This window comes from Altericroceibacterium indicum (assembly GCF_009828105.1).
GTDB classification, from domain to species: Bacteria; Pseudomonadota; Alphaproteobacteria; order Sphingomonadales; family Sphingomonadaceae; genus Altericroceibacterium; species Altericroceibacterium indicum.
Genome location: NZ_WTYQ01000001.1, coordinates 631,269 through 645,811 on the forward strand (window position 1 = coordinate 631,269; position 14,543 = coordinate 645,811).

The 14,543-nt window shown below is 56.3% G+C and carries 13 protein-coding genes and 1 riboswitch; of the genes, 8 read left to right on the forward strand and 5 right to left on the reverse strand.

The window, feature by feature from the left end; all coding sequences use genetic code 11:
* The first annotated feature begins 5 nt into the window (after positions 1–5).
* Positions 6–1,829 (forward strand): glutamine--fructose-6-phosphate transaminase (isomerizing), encoded by a 1,824-nt coding sequence (gene glmS, locus GRI39_RS03125; RefSeq protein WP_160738210.1) that lies wholly within the window; start codon positions 6–8, stop codon positions 1,827–1,829.
* Between the two features lie 45 nt (positions 1,830–1,874).
* On the opposite strand, the gene GRI39_RS03130 is transcribed toward glmS, so the two are convergent.
* Positions 1,875–2,918 (reverse strand): threonine aldolase family protein, encoded by a 1,044-nt coding sequence (locus tag GRI39_RS03130; RefSeq protein ID WP_211371408.1) that lies wholly within the window; start codon positions 2,916–2,918, stop codon positions 1,875–1,877.
* 49 nt (positions 2,919–2,967) lie between these two features.
* A riboswitch (SAM-I-IV-variant riboswitch) is annotated at positions 2,968–3,074 on the reverse strand.
* Between the two features lie 75 nt (positions 3,075–3,149).
* The gene (locus GRI39_RS03135) at positions 3,150–3,332 is read right to left on the reverse strand and encodes a hypothetical protein (RefSeq protein ID WP_160738211.1); all 183 of its coding nucleotides are present in this window, start codon (positions 3,330–3,332) and stop codon (positions 3,150–3,152) included.
* A gap of 205 nt (positions 3,333–3,537) precedes the next feature.
* Here GRI39_RS03135 and GRI39_RS03140 point away from each other — a divergent pair, with 205 nt between their 5' ends.
* From GRI39_RS03140 to GRI39_RS14755, 7 genes are all read left to right on the forward strand, one after another.
* A complete protein-coding gene (locus GRI39_RS03140) occupies positions 3,538–4,194 on the forward strand; it encodes a PepSY-associated TM helix domain-containing protein (protein WP_425482323.1) in 657 nt (218 codons plus the stop codon).
* A gap of 17 nt (positions 4,195–4,211) precedes the next feature.
* The gene (locus tag GRI39_RS03145; RefSeq protein ID WP_160738212.1) at positions 4,212–4,724 is read left to right on the forward strand and encodes a DUF2271 domain-containing protein; all 513 of its coding nucleotides are present in this window, start codon (positions 4,212–4,214) and stop codon (positions 4,722–4,724) included.
* A gap of 31 nt (positions 4,725–4,755) precedes the next feature.
* Positions 4,756–5,571, forward strand: a complete 816-nt coding sequence (locus GRI39_RS03150; protein ID WP_160738213.1) for a DUF4198 domain-containing protein — start codon at positions 4,756–4,758, stop codon at positions 5,569–5,571.
* Between the two features lie 11 nt (positions 5,572–5,582).
* Positions 5,583–6,587: an FAD:protein FMN transferase gene (locus GRI39_RS03155; protein WP_160738214.1), complete on the forward strand. Its 1,005-nt coding sequence runs from the start codon at positions 5,583–5,585 to the stop codon at positions 6,585–6,587.
* A 16-nt stretch (positions 6,588–6,603) separates the two neighbouring features.
* On the forward strand, positions 6,604–7,287 hold the full coding sequence (locus GRI39_RS03160) for a Fe2+-dependent dioxygenase (RefSeq protein ID WP_160738215.1): 684 nt from the start codon (positions 6,604–6,606) through the stop codon (positions 7,285–7,287).
* 93 nt (positions 7,288–7,380) lie between these two features.
* Complete coding sequence (locus GRI39_RS03165; RefSeq protein WP_160738216.1) at positions 7,381–9,567, forward strand: TonB-dependent receptor; 2,187 nt, start codon at positions 7,381–7,383, stop codon at positions 9,565–9,567.
* Positions 9,568–9,586: 19 nt separating this feature from the next.
* Positions 9,587–10,435 (forward strand): energy transducer TonB, encoded by an 849-nt coding sequence (locus GRI39_RS14755; RefSeq protein WP_343033279.1) that lies wholly within the window; start codon positions 9,587–9,589, stop codon positions 10,433–10,435.
* Positions 10,436–10,516: 81 nt separating this feature from the next.
* Here GRI39_RS14755 and purQ read toward each other — a convergent pair whose 3' ends face one another.
* The 3 genes from purQ to GRI39_RS03185 all read right to left on the reverse strand — a co-directional run bounded on the left by purQ (position 10,517) and on the right by GRI39_RS03185 (position 14,443).
* Complete coding sequence (purQ, locus tag GRI39_RS03175; RefSeq protein ID WP_160738217.1) at positions 10,517–11,194, reverse strand: phosphoribosylformylglycinamidine synthase subunit PurQ; 678 nt, start codon at positions 11,192–11,194, stop codon at positions 10,517–10,519.
* Positions 11,194–11,433: a phosphoribosylformylglycinamidine synthase subunit PurS gene (gene purS, locus GRI39_RS03180; protein ID WP_160738218.1), complete on the reverse strand. Its 240-nt coding sequence runs from the start codon at positions 11,431–11,433 to the stop codon at positions 11,194–11,196. The genes purQ and purS overlap by 1 nt, the downstream gene beginning before the upstream one ends.
* Positions 11,434–11,548: 115 nt before the next feature.
* Positions 11,549–14,443 (reverse strand): M16 family metallopeptidase, encoded by a 2,895-nt coding sequence (locus tag GRI39_RS03185; RefSeq protein WP_160738219.1) that lies wholly within the window; start codon positions 14,441–14,443, stop codon positions 11,549–11,551.
* Positions 14,444–14,543 lie beyond the last annotated feature (100 nt).

A 14,543-nucleotide genomic window follows, 5' to 3' on the forward strand; every position in this document is an offset into this window, starting at 1 on the left:
AGTCCATGTGCGGAATTATCGGTATTGTCGGGACGCAGCCGGTCGCTGACCGGCTTGTGGATGGCCTGCGCCGGATGGAATATCGCGGCTATGACAGTGCTGGTATCTGCACTCTGCATGATGGGCAGTTGGTTCGCCGCCGCGCGCAAGGCAAGCTTGCCAATCTGGTGACAGAAGTTGCGGCCAACCCTGCGTCCGGCACCTCAGGCATTGCCCATACGCGTTGGGCAACCCATGGCGCGCCGACACAGAACAATGCCCACCCTCATGCCACAGGCGAAGTGGCGCTGGTGCATAATGGCATTATCGAAAACTTCCGCAGTCTACGGCAGGAATTGGAAGCGCGTGGGCGGGTCTTTGAAAGTGAGACCGACACAGAAGTCGTCGCGCATCTGGTCTCTGAACAAGTAGAGGCAGGGAAATCGCCGCAGGATGCGGTGAAAGCTGTGCTGCCACAATTGCGCGGCGCTTTTGCCCTGGCGATTGCCTTTCGTCAGCATCCAGATTTGCTGATCGGTGCAAGGCTCGGCTCTCCTCTGGTGGTTGGCTATGGTGAAGGGGAGACGTTCCTCGGCTCCGATGCGCTGGCGCTTGCCCCTCTCACGCAGAAAATTTCCTATCTTGAAGAAGGTGACTGGGTCGTCATCACGCGCGATGGCGCGACGATTTATGACGCAGACAATCAGTTGGTGGAGCGGGAGATCACGATTTCCGGCGCTTCTGCGGTGGCGATTGAGAAGGGCAATTATCGCCACTTCATGCAGAAAGAGATTTTCGAACAACCAACTGTAGTGGCGCAGACGCTGAGTTCCTATGTTCGCCCGCTTGAACAGAAAGTGGCTCTGCCGCAGATCGATTTCGATATTTCGGCGATCAATCGCGTGACGATCGTGGCTTGCGGCACGAGCTATTATGCTGGGATGGTGGCGAAATACTGGTTCGAACAATTCGCCCGCGTGCCGGTAGACATCGATTTTGCCAGTGAGTTTCGTTACCGCGAACCCGTGCTGGAAAAGGGTGGCCTTGCGCTGTTCATTTCGCAGAGTGGGGAAACCGCCGATACGCTGGCAGCGCTGCGCCACTGCAAGGCAGAAGGGCAAACCATTGCGGTGGTCGTTAATGTGCCGACCAGTTCCATGGCACGTGAAGCAGACCTTCTTTTGCCGACCCATGCAGGACCTGAAATCGGTGTGGCATCCACCAAGGCGTTTACCTGCCAGCTCGCCGTTCTAGCCGCTCTTGCTGCGCATTTTGCCGCGCGTAAGGGGCGGATCGATGCGGCGGAAGAAGCTGAGATCGTTCGCTATCTGCTCGAAGCACCTGCCTGCCTTAATGGAGCTTTGCAACATGACGATGAAATCGCGGCGATGGCCCATCTGATCGCGCCAGCGCGTGATGTGCTCTATCTCGGTCGAGGTCCAGATTTTCCACTGGCCCTGGAAGGTGCGCTGAAGCTGAAGGAAATCAGCTATATTCACGCAGAAGGCTATGCCGCTGGCGAAATGAAGCACGGGCCAATCGCGCTGATCGACGAAGCTGTGCCGGTGATTGTGCTTGCCCCATCAGGCCCATTGTTTGAAAAGACCGTTTCCAACATGCAGGAAGTGCGGGCACGTGGTGGGCAGATCGTTCTGATCTCAGACGCGCAAGGACTGGAAGAGGCAGGCGAGGGCTGCATGGCCACGATTGAGATGCCCAAGGTGCACCCGCTTATCGCGCCATTGGTCTATGCTGTACCGGTGCAATTGCTCGCCTATCACACAGCCTGCGTCAAAGGCACCGATGTTGATCAGCCACGCAATTTGGCCAAAAGCGTTACGGTTGAATAACTATCGAATAGGGGGCCTTTAGTGAGGCCCCCTTTCTGACAACGTTCAGCCCAGCGCTGCGGCACGGATATCCTCGGCCAGTTCATCGACCACGTCCGGGTTTGTGTCCCATGCGAACATGAAACGCGCACCGCCGCCAATGAAGGTATAAAAGCGCCACCCTCTGTCCCGCAAATTGTCGAGAATGCTGTCCGGGGCTTTCAGAAAGACCGCGTTGGATTGCACTGGGAACAGCAGTTCCACACCGGGCAGGTTTTCAACCTTTTGTGCGAGTTGCAGTGCGCAGCCATTGGCATGTTGCGCATTGCGCAGCCAAGCGCCGCTTTCCAGCATCCCGATCCATGGCGCGGCGAGGAAGCGCATTTTTGAGGCCAATTGCCCGGCCTGTTTGCAGCGATAGTCAAACCCTTCAGCCATAGCGGAGTCGAAGAACAATATTGCTTCGCCCACGGCCATGCCGTTTTTGGTGCCACCAAAGCACAGGACATCTACGCCCGCTTTCCATGTAATGTCGGCAGGTGAGCACCCCAGAGTGGCACAGGCATGGGCGAAACGTGCGCCGTCCATGTGGAGCTTCAAATTGAGCTCGTGACACGCCGCGGAAAGGGCTTTGATATCCTCTATCGAATAAACCTGCCCGGTTTCGGTAGGCTGGGTGATGGTGACAACACGGGCCTGCGGAAAGTGAATGTCTGAACGACTTGTGGCAAGGGCGCGCACCATGTCCGGGGTTAGCTTACCATCGTCTGATGGGGCTACCAGCAGCTTCGCGCCGTTGGAAAAGAACTCCGGTGCGCCACATTCATCGGTTTCAACATGGGCAGAGGAAGAGCAAATAACACTCTGGTAGGATTGGCAAAGTGATGCCAGAGCCATGGAGTTGGCTGCGGTTCCGTTGAAGGCAAAGAAGACTTCGCAATTGCTGTCAAACAGGCTGCGGAAGCGGTCTGCTGCGCGTTGTGTCCAGATGTCTTCGCCATAGGCAACAGCCGAGCCACGGTTGGCTTCGTCCATTGCAGCCCATGCTTCAGGGCAAATGCCGGCATAATTGTCACTGGCGAATTGTTGGCTGTGTTGTGTCACGTCCATACCTCGGTAATTCCTGTTATATCACAAGAACTCTGGTCGACGCGTGGCGTTTCATCCCGTTTGTTGCCGGTCTGGCCACATCCCTCCAATATGGAGGCACCACCTTGCCCGGGAGCAGGTTGGTGTCAGGCGTCGGCCCGACTCTTGATGCTGAAAAGCGCGCTAGGCGTCTGCGGCCGGCAAGTCAATCGAATGGTATATATGCGAAATAGCTATGCCAAGGCGGCGACCCTAGGCTGGTTCATTTGCCCGTTTGGTAATAGCAAGCAAAGGTGCATGGCCGAGGCTGCGCAGGGCCAGAGCAAGGCCCGCGCAAGCAGGAAGGGCGTGGTGACACATCCCGTCTGCTTTGCCGAGCCGTTCCATGCAGCCCATTTTTTGTGGCATGTCATCGGTGAAAGGCATCGCAGACATAAGGTCTTCTCCTGATATATTACAAGCTAATGAGAATGAATATCATTTACAGGCTGACTTGAATTGAACCGGGAGTCAAGCGCCCCTCTGGATAACTTCTGCTATTGATCTTTAATTGCAACTAAGCCAAAAGTCGCACATTCTTGAAACTCAACAAAATGTGCAGATGAAGCCCCAGTCCGACACAATCGCGATGAGCGGTGAATTGAATCAACCAGCGTCCAGGGCTTCGTCAAAGCGTCGGAAGCCGGGTAAGTCTGCGTTTTGGAAAAAGCAGTTTCATACCTGGCACTGGATGAGCAGCGCGATTGCGCTGGTGGGCATGGTGCTGTTTGCTTTCACCGGCATCACGCTGAACCATGCGGCCTCCATTGAAGGATCGCCGATCATCACAACGCATGAGGATGTTCTGCCGGCCAGTGTTTTGCGGACATTGGAAGCTGTCCCTGCTGATGCAAATAGTGATGTTGCCCCCCCCAAAGCGGTAAGCGATTGGCTGGTGAAAGAACTCCATATCAACATCAATGCCCGTGCGCCTGAATGGAGCGATACGGAGCTTTATATCCCTCTCCCCAAAGCGGGTGGTGATGGCTGGGTTTCGATCAATCGAACCAGCGGCGAAGTGGTTTATGAAAACACGGATCGCGGATGGATTGCCTATCTCAATGATCTTCACAAAGGACGTGATACTGGCGCTGCATGGTCTTGGTTCATCGATATTTTTGCCGCTGCCTGCATTGTCTTTTGCCTTACCGGATTGCTGTTGCTGCAAATCCATTCGAAGCGCCGCCGGTCAACATGGCCGATCGTGGGGGCGGGGGTTTTGATCCCGCTCTTCCTTCTCATCTTTATGATGCATTGAGCCTGAAAGTTAGTTTTATGCGCATATCTGTCGTCTTTGCCGCCAGCGGCTTGATCGCAACGCCTGCCATGGCCAATGACATGGTCGTTAATCTCGAAATTCCGCGTCAGAATGTGGCGGAATATCACAAGCCCTATGTGGCAATGTGGATCGAGGATAGCAGTGGCAAAACCGTTGCCAATCTTGATGTCTGGTATGACGGGGATATGCGCAAGGATGAGGGCAAGAAGTGGCTGCCCGACCTGCGGACATGGTGGCGGCGTTCGGGCCGTTCGTTGAAGATGCCGGTGAGCGGCGTAACAGGGCCAACGCAGGGGCCGGGCAAATATGATTTGAAATTTGCTGAGGGCTCCAGGCCGCTCGGCAAACTGCCAACCGGTTCTTACAAATTGCAAGTGGAGGCCGCACGTGAAGTGGGCGGGCGCGAACTCGTTTCCGTGCCGTTCCAATGGCCACCCAAGGGCACGAAGGTCGCATCTGCCAGTGGCTCCAAAGAGCTTGGTACAGTGCGACTGACCACCAAGCCTTGAAATGACACGTTAAAACGGAGGGATCACTAAAATGTTTGCCAAACCCAAACTGCTCGCCATTGGCGCGGTACTCGGCCTTGCCGGCCTTATGCCCTCGCAGGCACAGGCGCACCGGGCATGGATGCTGCCTTCGATGACGGTTCTGGCTGGTGACAGCGAAACGGTGAGCGTCGATGCGGCGATTTCCAACGAATTGTTTGTGTTTGAACACCACGCGATGGGCCTTGATCATCTGGCCATCACCGGCCCGGATGGTGAACCTGTTGCACCATCGATCATCGGGACTGGCAAATATCGCAGCGTGTTCGATGTTCCGCTCACCAAACAGGGCACCTATCGGATTGCCAGCGCAAATAGCGGGATGATGGGCTTTTATGAGCTGAATGGAGAGCGCAAACGTTGGCGCGGAAGTGCAGATCAAGTCAGCCAGATCCCAAAGGGCGCACAAAATCTCAAGCTTACTCGCAGCAATAGCCGTACTGAAACTTTTGTGACGCTTGGCGCGCCCAATGACACGGCTCTCGCCCCCACCGGCGAAGGTTTGGAAATGGTCCCGGTGACTCATCCCAACGATCTGGTGGCGACAGAGCCGGCGCAGATGCGCTTTATGCTCAATGGCAAGCCCGCGGCTGACCTCAAGATTGAATTCGTTGAAGGCGGCACACGCTATCGCAATGAAGCGGGTGTGCAGAATTTAACCACCGATAAGGACGGTCTTGTCACGCTGGAGGCACCTGAAGCGGGCATGTATTTCCTCGAAGCCAGTGCTCGCGGTGAAGGGGCTGGTGCATCTGAACCGGGCTGGCGGGCCAGCTATTCAGCAGTACTGGAATTTCTGCCACTTTAATGGCGGAACCGATGCCCGAGAATGGCGGCGAAGTGGGTGAATTGCTCATTCCACCGCATAATGATGCCGATACGCTTCGCCCTCTTTTCGGAGGGCGGAGTGTGTCGCTCGGCGGTGAAACCATGGGTACGGAATGGCGGCTGAGTGCGGTTGCTCCTCCCACTATATCAGATCAGGATATCGCTGCGGCATTAGGCGCTGTGTTTGCCAGCGTCATCGCGCAGATGAGCCAGTGGGAGCCCGATTCCGAATTGAGCCGCTATAATCGCGGCGCTCCGGGAAGTACGCATGTGATATCGCCGCAATTTCATATTGTGCTCGATTGTGCGCTCCAGATTGCGCGGGTGAGTGGCTGGTCGTTCGATCCAACGCTTGGTGCGGTGAGCGAGCTATGGGGCTTTGGAACCGGGCCTGATCCTGAGCTTATGCCGGATGGAGCTTTGGCTGATGCAATGGAACGGCGCGATAGATATGCGCTGACCATGCCTGCTTTCGGTGAGCCATTGATCCAGCCCGGCGGGATTAGGCTGGATTTTTCCGGCATTGCCAAGGGATTCGCGGTCGATATGGGTATCGCGGCCCTGCAGCGTCTCGGCATCCACCATGCCTTGCTGGAAGTGGGCGGTGAACTCCGCGCAATCGGCGTTCAGTCGGACGGAATGCCGTGGTGGGTAGATTGCGATGTTCCGCCAGATAGCGAAGCACCTGTGGCAAGAATTGCCTTGAGTGGCTGGGCAGTGGCGACATCGGGAAATTATTACAGACGCCGCACCGCGGAAGGCCATTCATGGTCGCACAGCTTTGACCCTGTGAGCGGGTGGCCGCTGGGGGATGATGTCTTATCGGTGACGGTGCTGCATCACGGTTGCATGCAGGCTGATGCCTTGGCCACAGCCATTTTGGTGAAAGGCCCGACTGAAGGCATCACCTTTGCCGACATGTTCGGCATTCCGGCAAGGATCGTTGCGGATGATCAAATCCATACCAGTGCAGCCTGGCTAAAGTGGCGCGAATGATAAGGAATGTAGCGCGATGATGTTGAAGATTAAACAGGTGCTTGATGCAGAGGGTATCGCCAAAGTGAGGCGTATCATTGATGCGGGCCCCTGGGTGGATGGCAATGAGACATCCGGACATCAATCGCGCCTGACCAAACGCAATGAACAATTGCGGCAGGGCTGCGATGAAGCGGCTGAGGCGGGCCGTTTGGTGCTCGATGCATTGGGCAGGGCACCTGAATTTGTCGCTGCTGCGTTGCCGCTCAAAGTCTTCCCGCCGCTCTTCAATCGCTATTCGGGCGGGGATGAATTCGGCTTTCACGTCGATAACAGTATTCGCCGCCTAGCGGGCACCGATTTCCGTATTCGCAGCGATCTGTCCTGCACCCTCTTTCTTGAACAGCCGGAGGACTATGAGGGTGGGGAGCTGATCGTTGAGGACCTGTTTGGCGAACATCGCGTCAAGCTCGCTGCCGGCGACATGGTGCTTTACCCCAGTTCCAGCCTGCATCGGGTGACTCCGGTGACGAAGGGCGCGCGCACGTCATGCTTCTTCTGGCTGCAAAGCATGGTGCGTGATGATGGTGATCGGGAGAAGCTTTATCGCCTTGACCGAAGCATTCGGACCTTGAGCGAAGAGCGCGGAGCGACTGAAGGCGTGGTGATGGAATTGACCAATCTCTACCACAATTTGATGCGGCGGTGGGCCGACGCTTAGGCTCAATCGCAAATCATTCGCATTAGTGTTGACATGATGCGAATGAATATTAATAGCCTCTGCATATCGCAATGCTAACAAGCAGGGGGAAATATGAGTTCCAGTCGTTCGAAGTCCATCCACCGTGGCGCTGCCAGTTTTGTCGCACTGGGATGTGTTGGCTTTATCGCTACCGCACCGGCGATAGCACAGGATCAGGAGCCGACCCGGTTACAGGGCGTCACAGTCACGGATTCGGTGGTCGAAGATGGCTACAAGGTCGAGGAACTCTCTTCCCCTAAAACAACCGCTGCACTGTTGGATACACCGCGCACGGTGAATGTGATCACCGAGGAAGTCCTTCAGGACAGCGCATCCTTCTCCCTCGCAGATGCCCTGCGCAATGTTCCGGGCATTACGCTGGGTGCAGGTGAGGGCGGCACGGCCAGTGCAGACATTCCGCTGATCCGCGGCGTGGATGCTACGGGTGATGTCTTCGTGGATGGTGTGCGCGATGTCGGTTCGCAGAGCCGTGAAGTGTTTGCGCTGGAATCGGTTGAAGTCTCGAAGGGACCTAGCACAGCGTTTGGTGGGCGTGGCGCGGCAGGCGGGGTGATTAACCTTGTGTCAAAGGCTGCCCGTGAAGGTGACTTTGGCTCTGTTTCCGTCACAGGCGGGACGTCCGACCTCATCCGGCTGGTTGGTGATGTGAACCAGCAGGTGAATGAAGACGTGGCTGTGCGCATGGTGGCGATGTATCACGATGCCAACGTAGCGGGTCGTGACAATGTGTATGATGATCGCTGGGGTATCAATCCATCGGTGACCTGGGGGCTCAATGGTCCGGTCAAGCTGACACTGGATTATTATCATCTCCAAGGTGATCAGATGCCGGATTACGGTATTCCGCTGACTTCACGTGATCAACTGCCCGGCGGCGTGCGTAAGCCTGCTGATGTTGATTATGACAATTTCTACGGCCTGAAATCGCGCGATTTTCAGAAAACCAATGTGGATGCCTTCACGGCCAGATTTGAAGCCAATGTGACCGATGCGATCACCTTGTCCAACACCACCCGCTATAGCGATACGCGCAACAGATATATTGTCACCAACCCTGATGACAGCAAGGGCAATGTCGCTAATGGCACGGTGTGGCGCGGGGTTAAAAGCCGTGGATCGCATCAATATGGCATTGTCAGCAACACCAATCTGAGCGCGATTTTCGATACTGGCTCCATCACGCATAGTCTGGCCACGGGCTTTGAATATAATAATTCGGAATCCCATAATGCCAATTATTCGGTCGATACCGGCAACAGCAATTGCGCTGTAGAAGGCTTTGCTAATTACAATTGCACGGACCTCAACAATCCGAATGCCAATGATCCGTGGAATGGCACGATCACGCGCAGCACAACGCCGAGCACAGCCAAGGCGACCGAATATAGCCTCTATGCTTTCGACACGATTACGGTTGTTCCGCAATTTTTGCTGAATGGCGGTATTCGTTGGACGAGCTTCAAGGCGAGCGGTGAAGGCAGCCGTCGTGGAACGCCTTATAATGTTTCCAACAGCAGCGATTTCTGGTCATGGCAGGGCGGAGCGATCTTCAAGCCAACTGAAGCCACGAGCATCTATTTCTCTTATGCAAACTCCAAGACGCCTCCTGGCAACAGCGTGGGCGAAGGTTCAGATGACATCGGCTCCACCAACGCATTGTATGAACCACAGGGTACCGAAAATTGGGAAGTTGGCGCGAAGGCCGAACTGTTCGAGCGTGCATTGCTGCTTTCGGCCGCTGCATTCCGGGTCAATCGCGATAATATCCAGGTGAATGATCCAACAGGCCAAGTCACCGAAGTCATCAATTCGGCGCGCACTGACGGCTTTGAAGTCAGCGCAACAGGTTCTCTCGGCCCTGTCCGAATGATGGTGGGTTACACCTATCTCGATAGCAAATTGCGCGATGATCCTGCGAATGCCGGCAACTATCTACCGCAAGCAGCCAAGCATAATTTTGCCGGTACGATCGATTGGCAGGTAACGCCTGCATTTAGCATCGGCGGCGGCGGCTCGGGCGTGTCGAAGCGCTATGCGGACTCGGCCAATCTGGTCAGCGCGGATGGATATGTTCGCTTCGATGCCCATGCAGAATATGAGATCAATGAGAACTTCGGCATTCGCGTCAATGTGAACAATGTCACTGACGAGCGCTATGTTCAAAAGCTCCGCAATCCGCATTTTGCAGTGCCCGCAGCAGGCCGTCAGGCGCTCGTAACCCTCACGGCGCGTTACTAAGACGGATAGGACAGGTCTCGTGAAACAGTTTCCCGCGAATGATTTTGACTTGCAAGATCATTCGCGGGAGGCGAAAGTGACCTTCATGGATATGGGGGCCATCGCGAGACCTGCCAATTGGGGCGAGTCGGGTGCTGTTGCACTCACTGAAGGCTGTTCGCCTGTCCCAAAACTGGCAGTTGTTGAAGGTGATGCGCGCTATCAACGCTCCACCTATGGTGAAAACCGCAATCGTTTTTCTTGGCCAGTTCTGGCCGGCATCATCGCCTTCCATCTCATCATCATCGCAGTGGCTTTGACGATGCGATACCAAGCTGCTCAGCGTGAGCAGGTCGATCAGGTTACGACATTTTCCATCAGCGAACCCCCTCCGGCACCTCCCCAGAATGACCCCCAGCCGGTGATGGAATCGCAACCTGTAGCGACACCACTCGTCATGCCGGAACCGCGTATAAAGCTTGATAATAGCAAGCCGGTTCCGGCCATTCCGGACGCGCCGATTGCCAATGCAGAGCTACCGGTGATGCAAGTGGCGGTGAACGCACCGGCGGCGCCCGCAGCATCACCGCCAGCGCCTGCCCCAATTGTGCCGCCTGATTTTTCGGCCGGGCAGCTCAACAATCCTGGGCCGTCCTACCCCTATCTTTCGCGCAAAGCGAAGGAGCAGGGCGTGGTGCTCCTTCGTGTGTTGGTGAGTGCTGATGGCCGTGCGGAAACGCTGAAGGTTGAGAAGACTTCGGGCTTTGACCGGCTCGACAAAGCGGCCTTGGCCACGGTGAAGAAATGGCGCTTTGTCCCGGCCTCTCAGGCAGGCAAGCCCAGGCAGGCGTGGGTGCTGGTGCCCATCACTTTCTCGCTCGACCGATAAACGCGCAAACATCGCGTACAAAAAGGCGGACCAAGTAAATGGCCCGCCTTTTTGTTTGGCGTTATCATTTCGAAAAAAGGATCAGGCTGCAACGAGGCCCTTGATTGCATTTTCGAACAAGGCCCGTCCATCCGTGCCATTGTGGATAGTTTCCACGGCGCGTTCAGGATGTGGCATCATGCCCAGAACATTGCCTTGTTCGTTGAGAACGCCAGCAATATCCCGACGCGAGCCATTGCATTTTTCCGCATAGCGAAAAGCAACCTGTCCTTCGCCTTCAAGCCGGTCCAGCACGTCATCAGAGGCGAAATAATTGCCATCATGATGCGCCACCGGAATGCGGATCGTCTGACCTTTGCGATAGCCACCGGTGAAGATCGAACTGTCATTTTCAACTATCAGCGCAACTTCGCGGCAGATGAAAGTCTGGCCAGCATTGCGCATCAGCGCGCCGGGCAGAAGCTGTGCTTCGGTCAGCACCTGAAAGCCGTTGCACACGCCAAGGACGGGAACGCCGCGCCCGGCCGCTTCCACCACAGCCTGCATGATAGGGCTGCGGGCAGCCATCGCGCCGGAGCGCAGATAATCGCCATAAGAGAAGCCACCGGGCAGGGCGATGAAATCCAAGCCATCAGGCAGAGCGGCATCGCCATGCCACACGCGGATCGGCGCGGTGCCGGAGACATTCTCCAGCGCCACCGCCATATCCCGATCGCAATTGGAACCGGGAAATGTGATGACAGCCGAACGGAAAGCCATCAGGCGTTCTCCAGCTTTTCGATCCGGTAGTTTTCAATCACCATATTGGCGAGCAGCTTTTGGCACATCTCGTCAAGCTGGCCGTCGCTCATACCGTCTGCGACATCGAGTTCGATCAGCCGGCCGGCGCGAACATCATTCACCCCGGTAAAGCCGAGACCTTCCAGCGAATGATGAATGGCGCGGCCCTGCGGGTCGAGCACGCCGGGCTTGAGGCTGATATGGATCTGGACTTTCATCGGCACATCTTTCGATTTTTAAAGCGGTATTGCCAGAAGCAATTGCTGAGCTGTGCCTATGCCTGCACAGGGCTTGTGCTGCAAGAGGGCGCGGCGGCAATTTGTTGGCTGGATGCTATGGCTGGGCGGGTTCGAGCGAGCGGGGCAGAACTTTGATTTCCAGCCGCTTGTCAGGTGCAAGATAACGCTTGGCAACCTCTTGAAGATCTTTGGCGGTGATGGACTGAAGCTCTGCCTTACCTTTTTTGAACCTTTCGATGTGGTCGGGTTCGCTATGCGCGCGATCTACAAGGCTGAGCCATCCGCCGTTGGTTTTCAGCGCATTGTCATAGCTTTCCAGCAAGGGAGCCCTTGCGCGTAGCAGAGTATCGGCATCGATTGGTTTGTCGATCAGCGAATTTATCGTGGCAAGCATGGCGCTGCGTGCCGCATCAACATCTTTCACATCGAGCGAGGCAGCGATGGTGAATGTACCATATCCATCATAGATGTCGGATTGGCTGGCATTCACGCCAGGGGAATAGGTCTGGCCTAATTCTTCGCGCAGGCTGGCGGTAAGTTCCAGCCGCATCACCCGTTCGAGCAGGCGCAGGCGGGCGGCCTCGGCAAAATCCTTATTATCGCGCGTGGGCCAGGTCATCCGCAGCAAGGCCTGATCGCTCGCGCCATCGTGATAGATCGTCCGGGGCGTGAGATCAGTCGTAAATGTGCGCTGGCGGTTGTCTGTATAGGGGCGCTCCTCGGCTTCACGTCCAGGAAGGGCACCCAGCGTTTTGGAGACGAGGTCAATCACACGGTCGGGGTCGAAATCCCCGACAACACCCAGTTCCAGCGAACCATGGGCCAGACGGTCACCAATGTCGTTGCGCAATTTGTCAAAGGTCAGTGCCAGATAGGCATCCTCGCTTTGCAGAGTAAACCGCGGATCATTGTCTGAAATGATCCCGCCCAGCGCATTGGCCAGCGCATTGTTGGGTGTAGCGGTGAGGCGGGCGAAGAAATTGCGGATATTCCGGCGGTAATGGGCTTGTCCGGTACGGCCATAGCCCGGATCGGTAATGCCTGCAGCGAACAATCGGAGTTGCAAGTCAAGATCGCGCGGCGTGGTGGTGGAAGCCATGGTGAAGGTGTCGCTGTCGGCAGAAAGCGAGAAGCCGACACTCTTGCCCGCCAGAATGGACTGCAATTCATCATAGCTATGTTTGCCAAGGCCGCCCAGCGGCAACACGGACGCCATGGCCGTTGCCAGCGGATTCTCCTTGGTGTTGAGCATTTTGCCGCCATCGATATTCAGCTCAACCATCACCCGGTCTTTCTGAATATCTGTTGGCTTGAGGTTCAGCACCAGCCCATTGCTAAAGCGCAAGCTGCGTATACCGAGCAGCGGTTCGGTCTGGTCAGAGACCACCGTGCCGGGCGTGCCGAAGTTTTGATAACCGAAGTCTGAAACCTTTACCTGTGCTTCGCGCTTCAGCTTTTCAGCCATTCCGGTGTCCCACGCTTCGCGGAGCGCACGTTCTCCGCCTTTGGGTGCGGTTTTACCTTCGAAGCGCAATAGCGGATCGTCGAGCGGGACCAGCTCTTCTTTCAGCGCGGCCATGACCTTGTCAGGCGTTATATCAGGCAGAAGCGTATTGAAGCGCTCCATCGCGCTTTCAGGTGTTGTTGGAACCTTGTCATCACCGATGAGAGCAATGGCCGCCGCTACATAGGAAGCGTTTGACCGGGTGGAGGCACCGCCAACGGCATTTTCCAGTGATGTGCGCAGGCCAGCGACCTGTTCATCTACTTCGCTTTGTGTAAAGCCATCGGCCAGTGCACGGCGATATTCGCCCATGGCAGCATCCAATGCGCCGCGCCATTTGCCATTGTCTGCATCGACCACAAGATTGGTTGTACGGCCTGCCTTGAAAACATCGCTGGTGCCAAGGCCAGCCCCCCGGAAGGGTGGTTTGTCTGACCGGGCGAGGCGGACAAATCGCCGGTTGATAATGCCATAGCCGATCTGACGCAGCACATTTTTCTGACGGTTGGCGATGGTGTCCTTCTCATCCAGCCAGGGGCCATTGCGCGATGCGGTCACCCGTTCTGGAAGGCTGGGATCGAGATAGATTTCGGTCTTGCCCTGATAATCCGGATCAATTGGGCCGACTGCCTTTTTGGCGGGTGCATCGGGGCCTTCCCAACTGGCGAAATGCTGCTGGATGGCCTGTTCCACTGCCGCCGGATCAAATTCACCCACCACGATCAACGTGGTGTTCTTGGGCGTATATAGCCGGTGCCACAGCGCCTTGAGCGATGCGCCCGTGGCGGCGTCGAGAGTTTCGTCGGTGCCAATCGGCATCCGTTCAGGGAAGCGGGCGTTGGGGTAGAGGAAATGGAAGCGGTCAATCGCATTGCGCAGGCTATAGGTGTTGCGCACACGTTTTTCGGACAAGACCACCCCGCGCTCCCGATTGACCGAATCCTCGTTAAAGGTCAGCTCGCTCGCGGTTTCACGCATCAGCATCAGAGCGGTGTCGAGAAGCTTGGGGTCATTGCGCGGCAGATCGAGCTTGTAGAGCGTATAGTCGAAACTGGTGGAGGCGTTGGTATCTGCGCCAAAGGCCAGACCTTCGCGTTCCAGTAGCCGCACCATTTCGCCTTCGGGCACATGGGTGGAGCCATTAAAGGCCATATGTTCGATGAAATGGGCGTAGCCACGTTCGGAATCATCTTCCGCCAGTGAACCCGAATTAACCCGCATCTGCACCATGCCTTGCCCGGCAGGTGTGGCATTGTGGCGAATGATGTAGCGCATACCATTGGGCAACACGCCGAAGCGGTAATCCGGGTCTACCGTAAGGTCGCTGTCTTCAAAGGCCCATTCCGGTGCCGAAGGCTTGGGGGCCACCACTGTCTCGCTTTGCGCAAGCGGTGTGCTGACAGGCGCGATGCGGCTTTGCGGGCTGCAGGCGGCAAGGGCGATGAGGGAGGAAACAAGCGCGGTGGTAAGGGCCGAAGACTTCATAGCTTAAGCGCTTAAGGGCCAAGTCGTGAACCGGCAATGTCTGGCATCCGGCAAGCCACAGGAATTCTTGAGCCCATAGCAAAACGGGCGCTGGAGAGCG

What these genes read in the sequence shown, in the direction of transcription:
- GRI39_RS03185 (WP_160738219.1), bottom strand. Translation starts at nt 14,443, where the DNA reads ATGAAGTCTTCGGCCCTTACCACCGCGCTTGTTTCCTCCCTCATCGCC.
- GRI39_RS03155 (WP_160738214.1), top strand. Translation starts at nt 5,583, where the DNA reads ATGCCCGAGAATGGCGGCGAAGTGGGTGAATTGCTCATTCCACCGCAT.
- GRI39_RS03145 (WP_160738212.1), top strand. Translation starts at nt 4,212, where the DNA reads ATGCGCATATCTGTCGTCTTTGCCGCCAGCGGCTTGATCGCAACGCCT.
- glmS (WP_160738210.1), top strand. Translation starts at nt 6, where the DNA reads ATGTGCGGAATTATCGGTATTGTCGGGACGCAGCCGGTCGCTGACCGG.
- GRI39_RS03150 (WP_160738213.1), top strand. Translation starts at nt 4,756, where the DNA reads ATGTTTGCCAAACCCAAACTGCTCGCCATTGGCGCGGTACTCGGCCTT.
- GRI39_RS03160 (WP_160738215.1), top strand. Translation starts at nt 6,604, where the DNA reads ATGATGTTGAAGATTAAACAGGTGCTTGATGCAGAGGGTATCGCCAAA.
- GRI39_RS03130 (WP_211371408.1), bottom strand. Translation starts at nt 2,918, where the DNA reads ATGGACGTGACACAACACAGCCAACAATTCGCCAGTGACAATTATGCC.
- purS (WP_160738218.1), bottom strand. Translation starts at nt 11,433, where the DNA reads ATGAAAGTCCAGATCCATATCAGCCTCAAGCCCGGCGTGCTCGACCCG.
- purQ (WP_160738217.1), bottom strand. Translation starts at nt 11,194, where the DNA reads ATGGCTTTCCGTTCGGCTGTCATCACATTTCCCGGTTCCAATTGCGAT.
- GRI39_RS03165 (WP_160738216.1), top strand. Translation starts at nt 7,381, where the DNA reads ATGAGTTCCAGTCGTTCGAAGTCCATCCACCGTGGCGCTGCCAGTTTT.
- GRI39_RS03135 (WP_160738211.1), bottom strand. Translation starts at nt 3,332, where the DNA reads ATGTCTGCGATGCCTTTCACCGATGACATGCCACAAAAAATGGGCTGC.